The organism is Pseudomonas sp. NPDC077408 (assembly GCF_050269105.1).
Taxonomy (GTDB): Bacteria; Pseudomonadota; Gammaproteobacteria; order Pseudomonadales; family Pseudomonadaceae; genus Stutzerimonas.
The window spans coordinates 193187-211864 of sequence record NZ_JBNNHS010000006.1 but is presented as its reverse complement, the minus strand read 5'-3'; the positions used below and the strand labels follow the sequence as shown (position 1 = coordinate 211864).

General features: G+C 61.2%; 13 protein-coding genes. 4 read left to right on the top strand and 9 right to left on the bottom strand.

Features of this window, described 5'->3' with window-relative positions; translation table 11 throughout:
* Positions 1 to 13: 13 nt before the first annotated feature.
* Complete coding sequence (locus ACQKEK_RS16645; RefSeq protein ID WP_045426181.1) at positions 14 to 334, bottom strand: hypothetical protein; 321 nt, start codon at positions 332 to 334, stop codon at positions 14 to 16.
* Between the two features lie 765 nt (positions 335 to 1099).
* On the opposite strand from ACQKEK_RS16645, the gene nirB reads away from it, so the two are divergent.
* The 4 genes from nirB to cobA all read left to right on the top strand — a co-directional run bounded on the left by nirB (position 1100) and on the right by cobA (position 7641).
* Positions 1100 to 3550 carry a nitrite reductase large subunit NirB gene (nirB, locus tag ACQKEK_RS16640; protein WP_499143812.1) on the top strand — a complete coding sequence of 817 codons (2451 nt, stop codon included), beginning with the start codon at positions 1100 to 1102 and terminating at the stop codon, positions 3548 to 3550.
* Positions 3551 to 3604: 54 nt separating this feature from the next.
* A complete protein-coding gene (nirD, locus tag ACQKEK_RS16635) occupies positions 3605 to 3928 on the top strand; it encodes a nitrite reductase small subunit NirD (protein WP_499143811.1) in 324 nt (107 codons plus the stop codon).
* A gap of 203 nt (positions 3929 to 4131) precedes the next feature.
* Positions 4132 to 6828 carry a nitrate reductase gene (locus tag ACQKEK_RS16630; RefSeq protein ID WP_499143810.1) on the top strand — a complete coding sequence of 899 codons (2697 nt, stop codon included), beginning with the start codon at positions 4132 to 4134 and terminating at the stop codon, positions 6826 to 6828.
* 75 nt (positions 6829 to 6903) lie between these two features.
* Positions 6904 to 7641 carry a uroporphyrinogen-III C-methyltransferase gene (gene cobA, locus ACQKEK_RS16625; protein WP_499143809.1) on the top strand — a complete coding sequence of 246 codons (738 nt, stop codon included), beginning with the start codon at positions 6904 to 6906 and terminating at the stop codon, positions 7639 to 7641.
* A gap of 444 nt (positions 7642 to 8085) precedes the next feature.
* Here cobA and ACQKEK_RS16620 read toward each other — a convergent pair whose 3' ends face one another.
* The 8 genes from ACQKEK_RS16620 to ACQKEK_RS16585 form a co-directional block, all read right to left on the bottom strand.
* The gene (locus ACQKEK_RS16620) at positions 8086 to 10440 is read right to left on the bottom strand and encodes an efflux RND transporter permease subunit (protein WP_241528611.1); all 2355 of its coding nucleotides are present in this window, start codon (positions 10438 to 10440) and stop codon (positions 8086 to 8088) included.
* A gap of 12 nt (positions 10441 to 10452) precedes the next feature.
* Positions 10453 to 11544 (bottom strand): YCF48-related protein, encoded by a 1092-nt coding sequence (locus tag ACQKEK_RS16615; RefSeq protein WP_499143808.1) that lies wholly within the window; start codon positions 11542 to 11544, stop codon positions 10453 to 10455.
* A 283-nt stretch (positions 11545 to 11827) separates the two neighbouring features.
* Complete coding sequence (pepN, locus tag ACQKEK_RS16610) at positions 11828 to 14485, bottom strand: aminopeptidase N (RefSeq protein ID WP_499143807.1); 2658 nt, start codon at positions 14483 to 14485, stop codon at positions 11828 to 11830.
* A 257-nt stretch (positions 14486 to 14742) separates the two neighbouring features.
* The gene (locus tag ACQKEK_RS16605; RefSeq protein ID WP_128119231.1) at positions 14743 to 15576 is read right to left on the bottom strand and encodes a DUF2797 domain-containing protein; all 834 of its coding nucleotides are present in this window, start codon (positions 15574 to 15576) and stop codon (positions 14743 to 14745) included.
* Complete coding sequence (locus ACQKEK_RS16600) at positions 15576 to 15851, bottom strand: YeaC family protein (RefSeq protein WP_045426161.1); 276 nt, start codon at positions 15849 to 15851, stop codon at positions 15576 to 15578. Before ACQKEK_RS16600 ends, ACQKEK_RS16605 begins: the two co-directional genes overlap by 1 nt.
* 71 nt (positions 15852 to 15922) lie before the next feature.
* Positions 15923 to 16798 carry a rhomboid family intramembrane serine protease gene (locus ACQKEK_RS16595; protein ID WP_499143806.1) on the bottom strand — a complete coding sequence of 292 codons (876 nt, stop codon included), beginning with the start codon at positions 16796 to 16798 and terminating at the stop codon, positions 15923 to 15925.
* Entirely contained in the window at positions 16799 to 17758 is a 960-nt protein-coding gene (locus ACQKEK_RS16590; RefSeq protein ID WP_046162183.1) for a metallophosphoesterase, read from the bottom strand.
* Positions 17758 to 18645, bottom strand: a complete 888-nt coding sequence (locus ACQKEK_RS16585; protein WP_045426155.1) for an NAD(+) kinase — start codon at positions 18643 to 18645, stop codon at positions 17758 to 17760. The genes ACQKEK_RS16590 and ACQKEK_RS16585 overlap by 1 nt, the downstream gene beginning before the upstream one ends.
* Positions 18646 to 18678 lie beyond the last annotated feature (33 nt).

Here is an 18678-nt window from a genome sequence, read left to right as displayed (position 1 = left end):
AATCACCTTGCGATCAGACCGACACGCGCCGGACGATCAAACCTTGCCGGGCCACACGCGTCAGTTGCCGCACGCAGTCTTCGAGACGTTCAGCGCTCGGCGCCTGGATCACGGCCATATCGAAACTGTTCGATGCAAAGTGCGCCAGCGACTCATCGACCCCGGTGAACTGAACCTGAAAGGCACGCGGCCTGCCCCAGCGCTTCGGCCAGCCGTCGAGATAACGTAACAGCGAAGGTTGATGGCTACCGCCAAGGAGGATTTTCGGGTTGCTGCGGACCAGCCCACTGGTGATAGGGGCCAAACGTAGAGGGGCGCGTTGCAGTGCATTCATTGGGAGAAGTCCCGCCTCGAAAATTCCGCTGGGCAGCGGTGGGAGGCGACACCGAACCAGCGCTTTAGCGGTATTTCGAAGCCTTGGCTCCAGGCGCCCCGCAAGTAGCTGACTAAATCGGCGCATGGGCGAAACAATAGAAAAGCGGGCCGGCGGCTGTCAACGGTCAATTTCGCCATGCAGCCCGCGAACCCCTCCGTGATGGTGGGCTGAAGCCCACCCTACGGGTGCAGCGGAGCTGCCACCCGGTTCACCTACGGGCCTCAACCACCGAGAGCCGTCACGACACACGGCCTTATTGCGTAGGGTGGGCTTCAGCCCACCAAAAAAACTCGCAGCAGTCCACCGACGCACCAGTACTGCGCAGCTTGCTATATAGGGGTGCAGCTGCAAGTCGCTTCGGCCCGGTTGCGCAGGCTTGGCGAAACGATAAAACAGCGCAGCATTACGTGCGCCTGTACCGGTTCGCTCCGTGCCAGGGCGCCCGTCAGTGCTGGGCTGCGCGACGAAGACGTTGCGCAGGGCGACATGCGCGCTACGGCTGACCGCGGCCAGCCGCTGAACCGCGATCAGGTTGGCACAGCCTCTGCATTGTCAGGCTTACATCAAGCCGGACCTTCAACGTGGAGGGTCAGGCTCCGAATACGGAAAACAAGGACAAAGGCGTCCTCACTGGGAGATCAGTGGGACGCCTTTTTCGTTGTTGGATATTTCAACGGCATGGCCCGAAAGCATTCAGCGCGCCGGCCCGGCACGGAGAACAGCATGAAGAAACTCAAGCTGGTGATGATTGGCAATGGCATGGCCGGGGTTCGCACCCTTGAAGAGCTGCTCAAGCTCGCCCCTGAGCTCTACGACATCACGGTGTTCGGCGCCGAACCCCACCCGAACTACAACCGCATCCTGCTTTCCCCCGTATTGGCCGGCGAACAGACCTTCGAGGAGATCGTGCTCAACGACCTCAGCTGGTATGCCGAGCACAACATCAACCTGATGCTCAACCGCAAGGTGGTCGAGATCGACCGCGCCAAGCGCCGCGTGATCGCCGAAGACGGCAGCGAGGCCGAGTACGACCGCCTGCTGATCGCCACCGGCTCGAACCCCTTCATCCTGCCGATCCCGGGCAACCAGCTCGACGGCGTGATCGGCTACCGCGACATTGCCGATACCCAGAAAATGATGGACACCGCCAAGACCCACAAGCACGCCGTGGTCATCGGCGGTGGCTTGCTCGGGCTAGAAGCGGCCAACGGGCTGAAGCTGCGCGGCATGGAGGTCACCGTAGTGCATATCGGCGAATGGCCGATGGAGCGCCAACTCGACAAGACAGCCGGCACCCTGCTGCAGCAGGCGCTCGAAGCACGCGGGCTCAACTTCAAGATGCAGAAGCAGACCGCCGAGCTGATCGGCAACGATGAGGGCCGCGTACGAGCCGTGCGTTTCGCCGATGACGAAGTGATCGACGCGGATCTGGTGGTGATGGCCGCCGGCATCCGTCCCAACAGCGAACTCGCTGAAAAGTCTGGAATTCCCTGCAACCGCGGCATTCTGGTCAATGACACCCTGCAAACCTACGACCCGCGCGTCTATGCCGTCGGCGAATGCGCCAACCATCGCGGTACAGCCTACGGCCTGGTGGCGCCGCTGTTCGAGCAGGCCAAGGTCTGCGCAAACCATCTGGCGATGCTGGGCTTCTCCCGCTACCTAGGCTCGGTGACGTCGACCAAGCTCAAGGTCACCGGCATCGACCTGTTCTCCGCAGGCGATTTCCTCGGCGGCGAAGGCACCGAAACCATCACCCTCTCCGACCCCATCGGCGGCGTATACAAGAAGCTGGTGATCAAGGACAACATCCTCGTCGGGGCCTGCCTGTACGGCGACACCGCCGATGGTGGCTGGTATTTCCGCCAGGTGCGCGAGGGCCATAACGTCAGCGAGATCCGCGACCACCTCATGTTCGGTGAGGGTGCCATTGGCGACACCGGTCACCAGGGCCAGAACAAGGCCATGGCGATGCCCGACAGCATGGAAGTCTGCGGCTGCAACGGCGTGTGCAAAGGCACCATCGTCAAGGCGATACAGGAGCACGGGCTATTCTCCGTCGACGATGTGAAAAAGCACACCAAGGCCGCCAGTTCCTGCGGTTCCTGCGCCGGGCTGGTGGAACAGATTCTGATGAGCACCGTCGGCGGCGCCGCGGATGTGAAGCCGAAAAGCGAGAAAGCCATCTGTGGCTGCAGTGACCTGAACCACGGCCAAGTGCGCAAGGCCATTGTCGACGAACACCTGATCAGCATCCCGGCGGTGATGAGCTATCTGAACTGGCGGACGCCCAACGGCTGTGCCACCTGCCGCCCGGCCCTGAACTATTACCTGATTTCTTCATGGCCCGGCGAAGCCAAGGACGATCCACAGTCGCGCTTCATCAACGAGCGCGCCCATGCCAACATCCAGAAGGACGGGACTTATTCGGTCATCCCGCGGATGTTCGGCGGCGTGACCAATGCCGCCGAGCTGCGCCGCATCGCTGACGTCGCCGACAAGTACCAGGTGCCGATGGTTAAGGTCACCGGCGGCCAGCGCATCGACCTGTTGGGCATCAAGAAGGACGACCTGCCAAACGTCTGGAAAGACCTGGACATGCCCGATGGCCATGCCTACGGCAAATCCATCCGTACGGTGAAGACCTGTGTCGGAAAAGAATTCTGCCGCTTCGGCACGCAGAACTCGACCGGACTGGGTATCGATCTGGAGAAGGCACTGTTCGGCATGTACTCGCCGCACAAGGTCAAGCTGGCCGTCTCCGCTTGCCCGCGCAACTGCGCTGAATCCGGTATCAAGGACGTCGGCATCATCGGCGTCGATTCCGGCTGGGAGCTGTACGTCGGTGGCAACGGCGGCATAAAGACCGAGGCCGGCGAGTTTTTCGTCAAGGTCAAGACCGCCGAGGAAGTTGCCGAATACAGCTTCGCCTTTCTCCAGCTCTACCGCGAGGAAGGCTTCTACCTCGAACGCACCGTGCACTACATGCAGCGCGTCGGCCTGGAATACATCAAGAAAATAGTTCTGGAAGACGAAACCCGGCGCAAGGCGCTGGCCCAGCGACTGATGTTCTCGCTGAGTTTCGAGGGCGATGGCTGGAAGAAGGCCATCGCAGAGCAATCGCTGAAGAAAGAATACGAAACCATCCAGTTGGCCCAGATCGAGCCCGCGTGACGATTCGCCGCTACCGGAAAGCTGCTTGATCAACCGAATTGCGAGGAAACAACGATGAAATGGTTCGACATCTGCTCCTTGGATGAGATCAACCCACTTGGCGCACGCATCGTCGCCGGGCCGAAGGGTGACATCGCGGTCTTCCGCACCGCCGACGATCAGGTGTTCGCACTGGACGACCGCTGCCCGCACAAGGGCGGCCCGCTGTCACAGGGCATCGTCTTCGGCAAGCAAGTCGCCTGCCCGCTGCACAACTGGCAGATCAACCTCGATAACGGCGAAGCCGTGGCGCCGGATGTGGGCTGCGCGCATAGCCACGAAGCACGGGTCGAAAACGGCCGTGTGCTGCTTTCCCTGAATAGCCAGAAAGGTGACTAAAGCGGAGCGCCGCCCGGCCCACCCTACCCGACCGCAGGCGGCCCACATCGTAGGGTGGGCTTCAGCCCACCATATGAACTGGCCCGAACACCGCACGGTTTCCCCGAAGGACGCGAGCTCGGGCAACGATGCACCGCTGTACCAATAAATAACGGTGGGCTAAAGCCCACCCTACGAAGCCACCCTTCCTAGGAACCGACGCCATGCGCCAGACAACCGCTTCAACCTGTTGCTACTGCGGCGTGGGGTGCGGCGTGCTGATCGAGCACGACGGCGAGCGCATCCTCGATGTCACCGGCGACCCGAATCATCCCGCCAACTTCGGCAAGCTGTGCAGCAAGGGCGCGAACCTGCACCTGACCGGTGACCTGGATGCCCGCGCGCACTATCCCGAACTGCGGCTAGGCAAGGGTCTGGCCCGCGCACGCACCGATTGGGACAGCGCCCTGGACCACGCCGCCAACGTATTCGCAGAGACCATCGCCGAACATGGCCCGGACAGCGTCGCCTTCTACATCTCCGGCCAGTTGCTGACCGAGGACTATTACGCCTTCAACAAGCTCGCCCGCGCGCTGGTCGGCACCAACAACATCGATTCGAACTCGCGGCTGTGCATGTCATCCGCCGTGGTCGGCTACAAGCGCAGCCTTGGCGCCGATGCCCCGCCGTGCAGCTACGAGGACATCGAGCAGAGCGATTGCCTGCTGATCGTCGGCAGCAACATGGCCTACGCCCATCCGGTGCTGTTCCGGCGTCTCGAAGAAGCCAAGGCCAAGCGCCCGGAGATGAAGGTCATCGTCGTCGATCCACGGCGTACCGATACCTGCGACCTGGCGGACCTGCACCTGGCGATTCTGCCGGGGACCGACGTTGCGCTGTTTCACGGCATCCTGCACATCCTGCTGTGGGAAGGTTGGATCGACCGCGACTTCATCGACGCTCATACCAATGGCTTCGATGAGCTGAAAAGCATGGTGCGCGACTACAATCCGGCCATGGTGGCGGACCTCTGCGGCATCGGTGTTGACGAACTGCAGACCACTGCCGGCCTTATCGGCACGTCGAAGCGCTTCCTCTCGCTCTGGTGCATGGGCGTCAACCAATCCACTGCCGGCAGCGCCAAAAACAGCGCGCTGATCAACCTGCACCTGGCCACCGGCCAGATCGGCAAGCCCGGCGCCGGCCCCTTCTCCCTGACCGGTCAGCCTAATGCCATGGGTGGCCGCGAAACCGGCAGTCTGTCCAATCTGCTACCTGGGCATCGCGAGGCCGGTAACGCGTCGCATCGCGCTGAAGTAGCGGAATACTGGGGCGTTCCTGCGTTGCCCGAAGCGCCAGGCCTATCAGCGATCGAACTGTTCGACGCCGTGCACAGCGGCAAAATCAAGGCGCTGTGGATCGCCTGTACCAACCCGGCGCAATCCATGCCGGACCAGCAGAAAGTTCACGAGGCCTTGGTGGCCTGCCCTTTCGTCGTGGTGCAGGAAGCCTTTTTCACCACCGAGACCTGTCGCTACGCCGACCTCCTGCTGCCCTCCGCCAGCTGGGGGGAGAAGGAAGGCACGGTGACCAACTCCGAGCGCCGCGTCAGCCATGTGCGCGCCGCTATCGATGCGCCAGGCGAGGCACGGGCCGACTGGGCGATCACCTGCGACTTCGCGCGTCGGTTGGAAACGCTGATGCGCCCCAGCCGGCCCAGCCTGTTCGCGTTCGATGCGCCGTCGGCGATATTCGAGGAATACAAGCTCCTCACTGCGGGCCGCGACCTTGACCTGTCCGGGCTAAGCCATGAGTTGATCGATCAGCTCGGGCCGCAGCAGTGGCCCTTCCCGACCGGCAGCACGCAGGGCACCACGCGCCTTTATGGCGACGGGGTCTTTCCTACCGACAACGGCCGCGCACGCTTTCTCGCAGAGCAGTACCAGGCGCCGAAAGAGAAACGCGAGGCACGCTTCCCGCTCACGCTGAACACCGGCCGCCTTCGCGATCACTGGCACGGCATGAGCCGCACCGGCACCGCGGCGCGCCTGTTTGGCCACGTCGAGGAAGCGCTGCTCAACATGAGCGGTGACGACATGCGCCGTCGCCGTCTGCTCGATGGTCAGTTGGTCAAAGTCCGTAGCCGCCGGGGCGAGCTGCTGCTACCGGTACACAAGGACGAAAGCCTGCGGCCCGGCCAGGCCTTTATGCCGATGCATTGGGGTGATCGCTTCCTCAAGGGAATGGGCGTGAATGTGCTGACCCTCCCCGACTTTGATCCGGTCTCCAAACAGCCGGAGCTCAAGCACGCCGGGGTGGAAGTGGAGAAGGTGGAGCTGCCCTGGCAATTCTTCGCCATGGTCGAAGGGCAGGTGCAGAAGCGCTTCGAAAAATTGCGGCCCTTATTCGAAGGATTCGCCTATGCGAGCTTCAGCCTGACCGGGCGAGACCGTTCGGCGCTGGTCATCCGCGCCGCCTGTAACGAAGCCCCGGATGCGACGCAGCTGGCGCAGATCGAACAGCTGCTGGGGTTGGATGAAGGCCCGGTGGTGGCTTACGACGACCCACGACGCGCTGTCGGCAAGCGGGTGCGTATCGAGGAGGGTCGCATCGTCGCCCTCAGCCTGTCCGGCGAAACCGCCGCACGCGACTGGCTGAAACAGCTCTGGCACGACGGCACGGCCGATCAGGCACTGCGTCGCTGGCTGCTGGCGCCACTGAGCACCCCGCCGGGCGGAGGCGTTCGCGCGGCCAAGACCCTGTGCAACTGCATGAACGTTGGCGAGGACGCGATCTGTGCGGGCATAGACCGCGGCCTCGACCTCAATGGTTTGAAGCGGGAGCTGGGTTGCGGCACCAGCTGCGGGTCCTGTGTGCCGGAAATCAAGCGGTTGCTGGTGAAGCAGCCAGCGGTGGCCTGAACGGCTCCACCAATAGACAGCTGGCGATGCTTGGCGTGTCGCCGACACCATTACAGCAGCATGAGAGGTAGAGACATGAGCGCAAAAGTCTGGCTGGTTGGCGCAGGTCCGGGGGACCCGGAACTGCTGACGCTCAAGGCCGTGCGCGCCATGGGCGAGGCCCAGGTGGTGCTGATCGATGATCTGGTCAACCCTGCAGCACTCGAGCATTGCCCGAACGCACGGGTAATCCCGGTGGGCAAGCGCGGCGGCTGTCGCTCGACGCCACAGGCATTCATCCATCGGCTGATGCTGCGCTACGCACGCCAGGGCAAATGCGTGGTGCGCCTCAAAGGTGGCGACCCTTGCATCTTCGGCCGCGGTGGCGAGGAAGCCGAATGGCTGGCGGAGCGCGGCATCGAGGTCGAGCTGGTCAATGGCATCACCGCAGGCCTGGCCGGCGCCACCCAATGCGGTATCTCACTCACCCAACGCGGCGTAGCGCGCGGCGTCACGCTGGTCACCGCACATACCTTGGACGGCAGCAGCCCCGAGTGGCATGCCTTGGCTAAAACAGGTACCACCCTGGTCGTCTACATGGGCGTGAGCAGCTTGCAGCAGGTACAAGCCGGCCTCATGGAAGGCGGCCTGCCTGCCAGCACTCCGGTGGCGATGATTGAAAACGCCTCGCTGCCGCAACAGCGCGAATGCCGTTCGCAACTGGGGGCTATGTGCACGGATGCTGCCGCGTTCCGGTTAAAGAGCCCAGCTATCCTGGTCATCGGCGAAGTCGCCGTGCAAGCCGTTACGCAGGGGCTAAGCCAGATTGCGTGATAGGTAGCTGCTGATACGTTGGACCGGATGGTCGAAGCTGGAGCTGACACTCAGCACGTAGGGGTCCATATCACCGAACCGTCCTACCGGGGAACGGTGGGCTGAAGCCCACCCTACTCTGAGGTTCGAGCAGCGAATGCTCGCAGGCGTGTGACCCAAAAGTAGGGTGGGCTTCAGCCCACCAGAAAGCCCACGGTGGTAGAGCGATGAGATAGCAGGACTCCGCGTCTCCCGGCGCAAGATACTCAAAACCCCGCTTTGCGGGGTTTTAGGTTTGAGGTTCGAGCAGCGAGTGCCCGCAGGCGTGACCAAAAGGTAGGGTGGGCTTTAGCCCACCAGAAAGTCCACGGTGGTAGAGCGATGAGATGGCAGGACTCCGCGTCTCCCGGCGCAAGATACTCAAAACCCCGCTTTGCGGGGTTTTAAGTCTAGTGCTTGGCTGTGTCACGCTTTCTGCCGCAGCTTCTCCGGCTTGATCAGGAAGCGCGCCAGTGCAGGCAGCAGCCAGATCGCGCCAACCATGTTCCAGAGGAACATAAAGGTCAGCATCAGGCCCATGTCCGCCTGGAACTTGATCGCCGAGAACACCCAAGTGAACACGCCGATCGCCAGGCAGATACCAGTGAAAATGACCGCCTTGCCCGTCGATTTCAGGGTTTCGTAATAGGCATCCTGCAGCGTCATGCCTTGGCGCAGGTAGGATTCCAAACGGCTGTAGATATAGATGCCATAGTCCACACCAATACCCACCCCGAGTGCGATCACCGGCAACGTCGCGACTTTTACGCCAATCCCCATGAAGGCCATCAGTGCGTTGCCGAGAATGGAGGTCAGCACCAGCGGCAGAACGATACACAGAGTCGCCGCGACGGAGCGGAAGGTCAGCAGGCACATGAAACTCACCGCGGCGTAGACCGCAATCAGCATGGTGGTTTCAGAAGCGGCGATGACTTCGTTGGTCGCTGCTTCGATACCGGCGTTGCCCGCAGCCAGAACGAACTCCAAACCTTCGCGGTTGTTTTCCTCGGCGAATTCACGCGCCGCGGACACCACATGCTCAAGTGTCTCGGCTTTGTGGTCATTGAGGAACACCAGCACCGGCGCCAGAGAGCAATCGCTGTTGTACATGCCTTCGGCACGAGCAATGGAGCTGTTCAGTACGAACTGATTACGCGACAGCGTTTCCCACTTCAGGCTGCCCTCGTTCATGCCCTTGATGCTCTGCCGTGCCACGGTGACCATCGAAACGGCCGACTGCACGCCCTCAGTGTTTTCCATTTTCCACATCAGCTCGTCCATCGCGGCGAGCGTGTCGTAGTGGGCACAGCCTTCGGGCGCCGTTTTCACCATCACCACCAGCACGTCCGAGCTGGTCGAGTAGTTGCTGATGACGAAATCGTTGTCGAGGTTGTAGCGCGAATCCGGGTGCAGTTCCGGTGCGCCCTGGTCAAGGTCGCCGATTTTCAGGTTCTGCCCGTACCAGAGCCCGCCACCCACGGCGAGCAGCGCGATGACAATGGATATCGGCGCGACGATCGGGTTGGCAAAGTTGGACAGCAGGCGCCAGAACGGATGGTTACGCGCGGCCTCATCTCGAGCCTGCTTGACTGCGCGCTGGCTGATGCCCATGTAGGAAATCGCCACCGGCAACAGGATCAGGTTGGTCAGGATGATGACCGCCACACCCAGCGAAGCACCGATCGCCAGTTCGCGGATCACACCGATGTCGATCAGTAGCAGCGTCACGAAGCCAACAGCATCGGAGGCCAGCGCCACCATGCCAGGGATGAACAGTTGACGGAATGCCATCCGCGCCGCCGCAAGCGGATCGTCGGTTTCGCCGGACGCCATGGCGATGCCGTTGATCTTCTGCACGCCGTGGGAAATACCGATGGCGAATACCAGGAACGGGACCAGCATCGAATACGGATCGAGCCCGAAACCCAGCGTGTGCAGCAGACCGAGCTGCCACGCAACGGCGATAAGCGTGGTCACGACGACCGCGATGGTGCTCTTGAAGCAGCGGGTGAACCACAGCAGCAGCGCCAGGGTGATGCCGATGGCAACAAAGAAGAAGAGCGCAACGCCGACCAGACCGTCAATCAGATCACCGACTTTCTTGGCGAAACCGATGATGTGAATCTCCACATTCGGATTCTGCGCCTCGTACTTGTCGCGAATCTTCTCTTCCAGCTCGTGAGAAAATTGCTGGTAGTCGAGCTTGATCTGCTTGCCGCGGTCTTCCGGATCCGAGTAGGACTCCATCAGCGGCACGTCGATGATGCTGGACCTGAAGTCGTTGGCAACCAGACGACCGACCTGCCCGGACTTGAGAATATTGCTGCGAAGGTCATCGAGGCTTTCCGGCGACCCGTCATAGGTCTGCGGAATGACCTCACCACCGGCAAAGCCTTGCTCCGTCACCTCGGTCCAGCGAACGCTGGGGCTCCAAAGCGACTTCATGTTGGAGCGGTCGACACCCTGGATATAGAAGACTTCGTCATGGATCTGACGCAGCGTTTCCATGTAGTCCTTGGAGAAAATGTCACCATCCTTGGCTGCCACGGAAATCCGAACCGTGTTGCCCAGGTTGGCCAGATCGTCGCGATGCTGGAGCATGTTCTGAATGTAGGGATGCCCCAGCGGGATCATCTTTTCGAAGCTGGTCGAAGGACGAACCTGGGCGGCCTGATAGAACAGGAACACACTGATTAAGAGGCAGACGAGGATCACTGCCGGTCGATTGTTGAATATCAGGCGCTCGAGAAAAGACGCCGGCTTCTGCTGATGCTTGGTCATGTTGGCTCCGGCTTATTGTTGTTGTACGGGCAGGTTGGCGCCGGTCGGCGAAACGATCCGGACGCCGCTCTGCCCGACGAGGACCAGATTGCCATCCGGGTTGCCGACGACGCCTGACAAGGAGCGTCGGTCAGGGCGGCTGAACAGCTTGAAGCTTTGTCCGTCGTCCTCGCTGCTGAGCACGGTGCCGCCATGGCCGACCACGATGATGCGTCCATCGGCCAGCCGGTTGCCATCAGCCAGACCCGATTCGACGGCATCACCGTCATCCAGCAGCTCGATCGCCTGCCAGCTGTCGCCGAAATCGGTTGAGCGGAACAGATTGCCACGCAGGCCAAACGCGACGACGACGCCCGGCTCGCCGCCGCCAACAACGCCGAAGAACGAGCCCTGATAGGGCGACTCGACGCGCTCCCAGGTTTCGCCCATGTCAGCGGAGCGGAACATGCCACCCATCTCGCCGACGATGAACAGGCCGGACCCGGGAATCTCGGCAATGGCGTTGAGGTGGGAACCGTCCTCGTTATCGAGGCGATCAGCTACGTCTTCCCAGTTTTCCCCGCCATCGGTGGTTTCCAACAGGACGCCGTAAGCGCCGGTGGCAAAACCGTGCTGCGCATTCTCGAACCAGACGTCGAGTAGCGGCACTTCGCCTTCGCGGTTTTCGTACTGCTGCGTCCAGGTCAAGCCGCCGTCCGTCGTGCCCAGGATCAGCGCGTCATGCCCCACCGCCCAGCCATGTTTGTCATCAGCAAAATACACCGCCGTAAGCAGCTGCCGGGTGGGCACCTTGGCCTGGCTCCAGCTGGCGCCACCGTCGTCGGAGTAAAGGATGTGACCGCGATCACCGGCTGCAACCAGACGTTTGCCAGCATGGGCAATATCGAGAAGCAAAGTGGTTGCGGCTTTCTGCGATTCGATCGCATAGCGAACGCCTGGCTCGGCAGGGCTTTGGGCCTGAGCAGGCGCGGCTAGAAATAAAATGGAGAGAACACTGCAGAGCGAGAGCGTTCTTGCCAGCGGCGATTGACTACTAAACATCGGCGTGCGGGAAGTTTTTTTCGCGCGGCCAACCGGTGTGCGCCACATGACGGGCTCACTCATACATACCCCCTTTATTTTTATTAGGTAGGGCCTGCGTATGGAGACAGGCGAGGCCATGCTATAGGGCTTTCGAAAGCGGCGGCAATTGCCTGGACGTTATGTTTTGTTAAGCATGGCTCAATGATGTTGCGTGATAGGTGGGCCTTATGGCATGGCGCTTTGCGTCCTTCACGTCACGCATCGGAAGGGGGCGTCTGACCAGGCCTTCTCAGTCTTCTGAAAGCGAAAATCCCGCAGCAAGTGCGGGATTTTCGTTTGTCACGATCTAGCGTCGCAGGCCTGATCAGGCAAGGCTTTTGCTGACCACCTCGTACACGTCGCTCGACAACTCACCGGACGCCAGAATCCGCTCCAGCTCGGTCTTCATCAGTCCCTGACGGCCTACATCGTATTTGCGCCAGCGGGTCAAGGGCGCCAACAAGCGCGATGCAATCTGGGGGTTGAGCTTGTTGAGCACAATGATCTGGTCGGCTAAGAAGCGATAACCAGCGCCATCAGGACGGTGGAAGTTCACCAGATTCTGGTTGGCGAAGGCGCCGATCAAGGCGCGAACCTTGTTCGGATTCTTCAGCGTGAACGCCGGGTGCTGCATCAGATGCTGAATGCGCTCCAGACCACCCGGCTGGGTGTTACCAGCCTGCACGCTGAACCACTGATCCATGACCAGCGGGTTGTCCTTGAAGTGCTCGGCAAACGAGGCCAGCGCCTTGTCACGCTCGGCTTCGAAGCCCGAGTTGACCAACACTGCTAACGCCGTCAGCCGCTCGGTCATGTTGTCCGCGTCCTCAAACTGCTCGACGCAGGCGGCGACCACTTCGGGCTTTCCGCTGAGCATCAGGTACGACAAAGCGATGTTCTGCAGGGCACGACGAGCGAAGTGGCCCGATTCGGCAACATAGGGCGTCTGCCGCGAAACCTCTCGATTGGCCTGGTAACGCTTCCAGAACAGCTCGAACAATGCGGTGGCGATGCTCTGGCGAGCGAAGTCACGCGCGGCGTGAATGGCATCGACATCGGCGATCTCGCTGATTTCGGTCAGGTAGGCCTCGCTCGGCAGCGACAGCATTTCCGCGACCATCGCCTGATCGAGGCTTTCGTCCTCGAGCTGGCTGCGCAGTGCAGCGACGAGGCGTTGATCGAGCTGCAGCGCTTCGCCGCGCTGATGCTGCGCGACCATTTCCTGCAGCACTTGCACCGACAACTGCTGGCCGGCCTCCCAGCGGTTGAAACCGTCGGAATCATGCTGCATCAGGAACATCAGCCGATCACGGCTGTAGGGGAAGTCCAGCTTCACCGGAGCGGAGAAACCACGCAGCAGCGAAGGCAATGGTTGCTCCAGCACATCGACAAAGGTGAAGGTCTGCTCGGGCTGGTCGACGGCCAGCACGCGGGTGGTACCGACCGGTGCGTCTTCATCTTGCAGGCGCAGCGCAATTTCGTTGCCCTGCCCATCCAGCAGGCCCAGCGAAACTGGGATGACGAACGCCAGCTTCTCGCTTTGCCCCGGCGTTGGCGGGCAGCTTTGGCGGAATGTCAGGCTGTAGGTTTTTGCGGCGGCGTCGTACTGCTCACTGACGGCCAGCCGCGGCGTGCCCGCCTGGCTGTACCAGCGTTTGAACTGCTTCAGGTCGGCACCATTGGCGTCTTCCATCGCCTTGACGAAATCATCGACGGTCACCGCCTGGCCATCGTGCCGCTCGAAGTAGAGATCGCTGCCTTTGCGGAAGCCCTCCTCACCCAGCAGCGTCTGGATCATGCGCACCACTTCAGCGCCCTTCTCATAAACGGTCAGGGTGTAGAAGTTGGAGATTTCGATGAAGGATTCCGGGCGCACCGAGTGGGCCATCGGGCCGGCATCCTCGGCGAACTGGTGAGTACGCAGGTAGGACACATCCTCGACGCGCTTGACGGTCGGCGAGTTCATGTCAGCGGAGAACTGCGAATCGCGGAAAACGGTGAAGCCTTCCTTGAGCGAAAGCTGGAACCAATCACGGCAGGTCACGCGGTTACCGGACCAGTTATGGAAGTATTCATGGGCGACGATCGCCTCGACGCGCTGGTGTGCAGCATCGGTGGCCGTTTCAGCGCGCGCCAGCACAGCGCTGGAGTTGAAGATGTTGAGCCCCTTGTTTTCCATGGCGCCCATGTTGAAGTCGTTGACCGCGACGATCATGAAGATGTCCAGGTCGTACTCGCGACCGTAGGCCTCTTCGTCCCACGTCATCGATTTCTTCAGGCTATCCATGGCGTGCTGGCATTTGTCGATGTTTTCCGGCTCGACGTAAATGCGCAGCGCCACGTCGCGACCGCTCATGGTGGTAAAGCTGTCCTCGACGCACCAGAGGTCCCCCGCCACCAGCGCGAACAGGTAGGCGGGCTTCATGAACGGATCTTCCCAGGTCGCCCAGTGGCGGCCATCTTCCTCTTCTCCGCTGGCAATCGGGTTGCCGTTGGACAGCAGGATCGGATAGGCATGCTTCTCGGCGCTGACCGTGGTGGTGAACTTGCTCATCACGTCCGGGCGGTCAAGGTAATAGGTGATCTTGCGGAAGCCTTCTGCCTCGCATTGGGTGCAGAACATGCCGCCGGACTTGTAGAGGCCTTCGAGCGCGGTATTGCTTTCCGGGTGGATCGCCACGGTGCTGTCCAGCGTAAAGCTGGCGGCATCGGGTTGCAGGGTCAGGCTTTCCTCGGCGATCTGGTAGTCACCGAGGCCCAGCTGGCGGTCGTTCAAGGCAAGGGAGATCAGTTCGAGGTCCTGGCCGTCCAGCTGTAAAGGCGGCAAACCGGCACCAGCGTCTGGATTTCTCCGCATGACCAGCTGGGCATGCACCAGGGTGCGGTCTTCGTACAGCTCGAAGGTCAGGTGGGTTTCATCGATCAAGTAGTCCGGAACTTGATAATCCTTTAGATGAATGACTTTCGGTTGTTCGGTGCGCATGGAAACCTCGTCGGCTGAGCTTCAAGCGGCAAGCTTCAAGCTGTAATGGGGCAATGGACTGCCCGCCCGGTGGCCGGGCGGAGGATGACTTCGAGCTTAGCGTCTGTCGCGGCTGACTTGTAGGGTGGAAAACGGCTTAGGCTTTTCGACGCGTTTGTTCCAGGCCGTGCATCCTTGAGCCTGGTGTTGGCAGCCAGCGCTTATCGGTGGACAAGGCCGCGCCGTTGGCCACCCTACCCCCGCTACCCGCCTCGCATTCAGGCTGTGCTGCTGGCTGCGATCTGATACGAGGTGAACTTGCGGATATTGATAACCCCCGTATCAAGGATCAAATATTGACCCTTGATGCCGCGCAGGGTGCCTTCGACGACCGGCGTCTTTTCCAGATCCAGGCTGACGATCTTGGTCGGGTAGGCCTCGACCGGATAGCGGATCTCAAGCACCTCGGCATCGGCCACTGGCTGGATCGCTTGCAACCCGTAGCGCTGCTGTAGTTCTCGCAACCCCTCAGCGCAGGCATCGAAAATCCGTTCGCGCATTTCGATAAGGTCAATGGGCTCGGCATCGCCCTTGAGCAGCGCGCGCCAGTTGGTGCGATCAGCGACCTGACTGCGCAACAGGTCTTCGACCATGCCGGACTGCTGGCGAGTCGCGACACGCATGATCGGCAGTGCCTGACTGGCGCCTTGATCGAGCCAGCGGGTCGGCAACTGCGTAGCGCGGGTGATGCCGACCTTGATGCCAGACGAGTTGGCCAGATAAACCACGTGGTCGGTCATGCAGAAGTCCATGCCCCACTGCGGATCGCGGCAAGTGCCGAAGTCGTGGTGGCATTTTTCTGGACTCATGATGCAGATATCGCACTGCGGCAGCTTCTTGAAACAGGGGTAGCAATAGCCCTGACTGAAGCTCTTGTTGGTCTTGCGACCACAATGGCTGCAATGGATGGCACCCAGGTATTCCAGCCGAACCGTCTTGCCGATAAGCGGATTGACCGGCACCAGCGTGTCGTTCAGGCGGAAGGAATACTGGGCCTGATCACCCAGCTGAATCGACATCTTGCTCAGCGCGCCGCGTCCCAGCTCAAGCATCAGTGACGCGTTCCCGAAGCGGGTGAAAACAGGCTGGTGTCGATAGGCGCCTTGTTCTTGCTCTTGGAGGCGCACTCCTGGCCGCCCATATAGCCAGTGCGCTCCTCTTCCGGCAGGTTCTTCATCTCCCAGGCGATCATCGCACCGAGGCAGGTCTCTTTCTGCTCGGGCGTCAGCTTGCGCCCGTCGCTCCACTTGCCCAGCTCGACGGCGGTTTTGAGGTTTTCGTAGATTTCGGGGGTGATGTTTTCGATGGCTTCGATAAAGGACGACATGGCCGGCTCCCAGGGAATCAAGCGCGCATTCTACCGAGCAGCGCAGCTTTAGGGAAAAACCGATCAGCCTTTCAGCCGCCCATGCGCACCGCTCTGCGGCGGGACAGCAGCCCGCCGAGAACGCCGGTCAAACAGCCGGCAACCAGTCCGCCAACATGGGCCGCGTTGGCGATCGCCAATGCGCCGAAGCTCACCACTTCGATCACGCCCGTCAGGCAGACCACCAGCCAGACCAGCATCAGCACCACAACGCCGGGCGGCAGCCGATAGGCCTCATCGGGAGAGAGCTTTTGGAATAGCCAGCAATGCCCGAGCAGCCCGTACAGAACGCCGGATAACCCCCCGAATATCCCGGGCCCACCGTAGGTGTATTGAGCCACATTGGAAACGACGCCGAACACCAGCGTCAGGCCAAGCAACATCAGCGCGCCTTGTCGATATTCGATGCGCCGCCCAAGCTCCCAGTACCACATCGAGTTCATGGCCAGGTGCAAGAAGCCGAAATGCACGAAGATTGGCGTTACCAGCCGCCACCACTCCCCTGCTGCGAGGGTTTGTTCGAACGTCGCAAAGTAGGCGTACTCACCGTCGATGCGGAAGTCACCAAAGCTGAACCAGCGAATGGTCTCGTAGTTCTCGCCAAGCATGGTGATGGCGGCTGCGATCATCGTCAGCAGCAATACCGCTGCAGTCAGCGGACTGCGGCGAAGGCTGGCGACAAAACCGCCGCCGCGCCGTGGCGGTTGTTCGGCCACCACGGCGCCGTCACCCTGGGGATAGCGCTGGTAGAGCTCGCGGACCTGCTCGGCTGTCTCTGCCGGCACCCGCAACACCTGCTCGCCCGACTCCTCGGAGACGCGGCAAGGCACCTGCAAACGCTGCAACAAGGCGATGAAACCGCTTAGGTCCTCTGACAATGGCAGGCGCAACGCCTCGATGATGGCCATCTATCGCTCCACGTCCACCCAGACGAACTTCGCCGGGTCGAGTCTGGTTTCCTCATCGAGCCGATAGGCGACGAGCTTGCCGTATTTCACCGCGCTGTAATCGAGACAGGCGAGGTTGGGTCGGATCGGCGCGGGTGTTCCGCTACGCCAGTAGTGCCCGACGAACAATAGCGGGTCATCCGGTCCATAGAGAAACAGTTTGCTCTTCTGGCTATCGCTGAGTGGCACCCGTGCGGCCTTTTCCGGCAGGCCGTCGGGTTGGAAGACGATGTCGCCGTAGGTCTGGGGATTTTCTTCCCAGAATTTCGTCCGGAAGAAGCTGCGGGTGAAGCCCTCCGCGCTGGTCAGCGTCAGCCCTTCGGGCAACGGCATGTCGGTGCCGCGCAGCAGGCGGTCCAGTGCTTTGGCAGCGAAGCCTTGGGCGAACGCCGCGTCCCGCAAGAATGCGGGATCAACGCATCCATTGACCAACCGCTCGCGCAGCTGACTGATCACCGCATTGTCCCAGCAGGCATGAACGACCCGAAAACGCTCGTTTTCAAGGTACAGCGGCAACGTCATGAACCATTCACGGAAGTCGGCCCATTCTTGCGGATAGTGCTCGAACTGCTGAAAGGTATGCTGCAACAGCATGGCGTACCGCGGCGTGTGATCGCGAACGAAGGCCTTGCCGCTCTCGGGGGGCGCCGGGGCGTACCAGCCCAGTGCGTTGAACTCGTGATTGCCCATGATGCAATGCGCCTGCCCCGCGTCGACCATTGCATGGACCAGGTGCAGCGCTTCGCGAATCCGTGGACCGCGATCAATGATGTCGCCAAGAAAGATCACTTGCCGACGAGGATGCCGCCACACGTCGCCGTGCCGGCTATAGCCCAGCTGTTCCAGCAGACGAGCCAATGTGTGGGCGCAACCATGCACGTCCCCAATCAGGTCGTAGCTGCGCTCCGGGTCGACAAGCACTATTCCCCTCCACCGAGGCGACTACCCCAGCCAAGCTTGGTACGGCAGACCTCGTAATAGTTGTGGTCAAGCGGGTGGATCAGGTGAAGCTTCTGCGGTTTTTTGCGCACCGTGACGGTATCGCCTGGCGCGCAGGTGAAGTGGTTCTGGCCATCACAGGAGACCTGCGGGTAGATCTGCATGTTCGGCGAGACGACGATTTTCAGTTCGCTGTTGCCATCCACCACGATGGGCCGGCTCGACAAGGTGTGCGGATACATCGGAACAACCACGATCGCATCCAGTCGGGGGTGCATGATCGGCCCGCCAGCGGAAAGTGCGTACGCAGTTGAGCCCGTGGGGGTGGCGATGATCAGCCCGTCGGCCTTCTGACTGCAGACGAACTGACCGTCGATATACAGCTCGAATTCGATCATCCGGGTCGACTTGCCGGGATGCAGCACCACGTCGTTGAGCGCGTCGCCTTCGCCAATGGACTCCTCGAAGCGCCGCACTTGGGCCTCGAGCAGGAAGCGATTCTCCAGCGTGTATTGTCCGCTGAGCACCTCGGCGACCTTCTCTTCCAGCTCATCCGGGCGAATGTCGGTCAGGAACCCGAGGCTGCCCCGGTTGATCCCCAGCACTGGCACCCGATGCTTGGCCAGCGCCCGCGCCGCGCCTAACAGGCTGCCGTCACCGCCCACTACGATCACCAGATCGCAAGAGTCGCCGAGGCGCTGCCGCGAGGAGGTTTGCATGCCATGGCCAGGCAGCACCTCGGCGATGTTTTCTTCGAGAATCACGTGCAGGTGGCGCTCCACGAGGAATCTCTTCAACCGGCGGATGGTATCCAGCACCTGGGAGCTGCCCAGGCGACCGATGATGCCGATATTGCGGAACTGGTCCATTGAAGCTCCCTGTAGGCGAGACGGGTGAAAGCG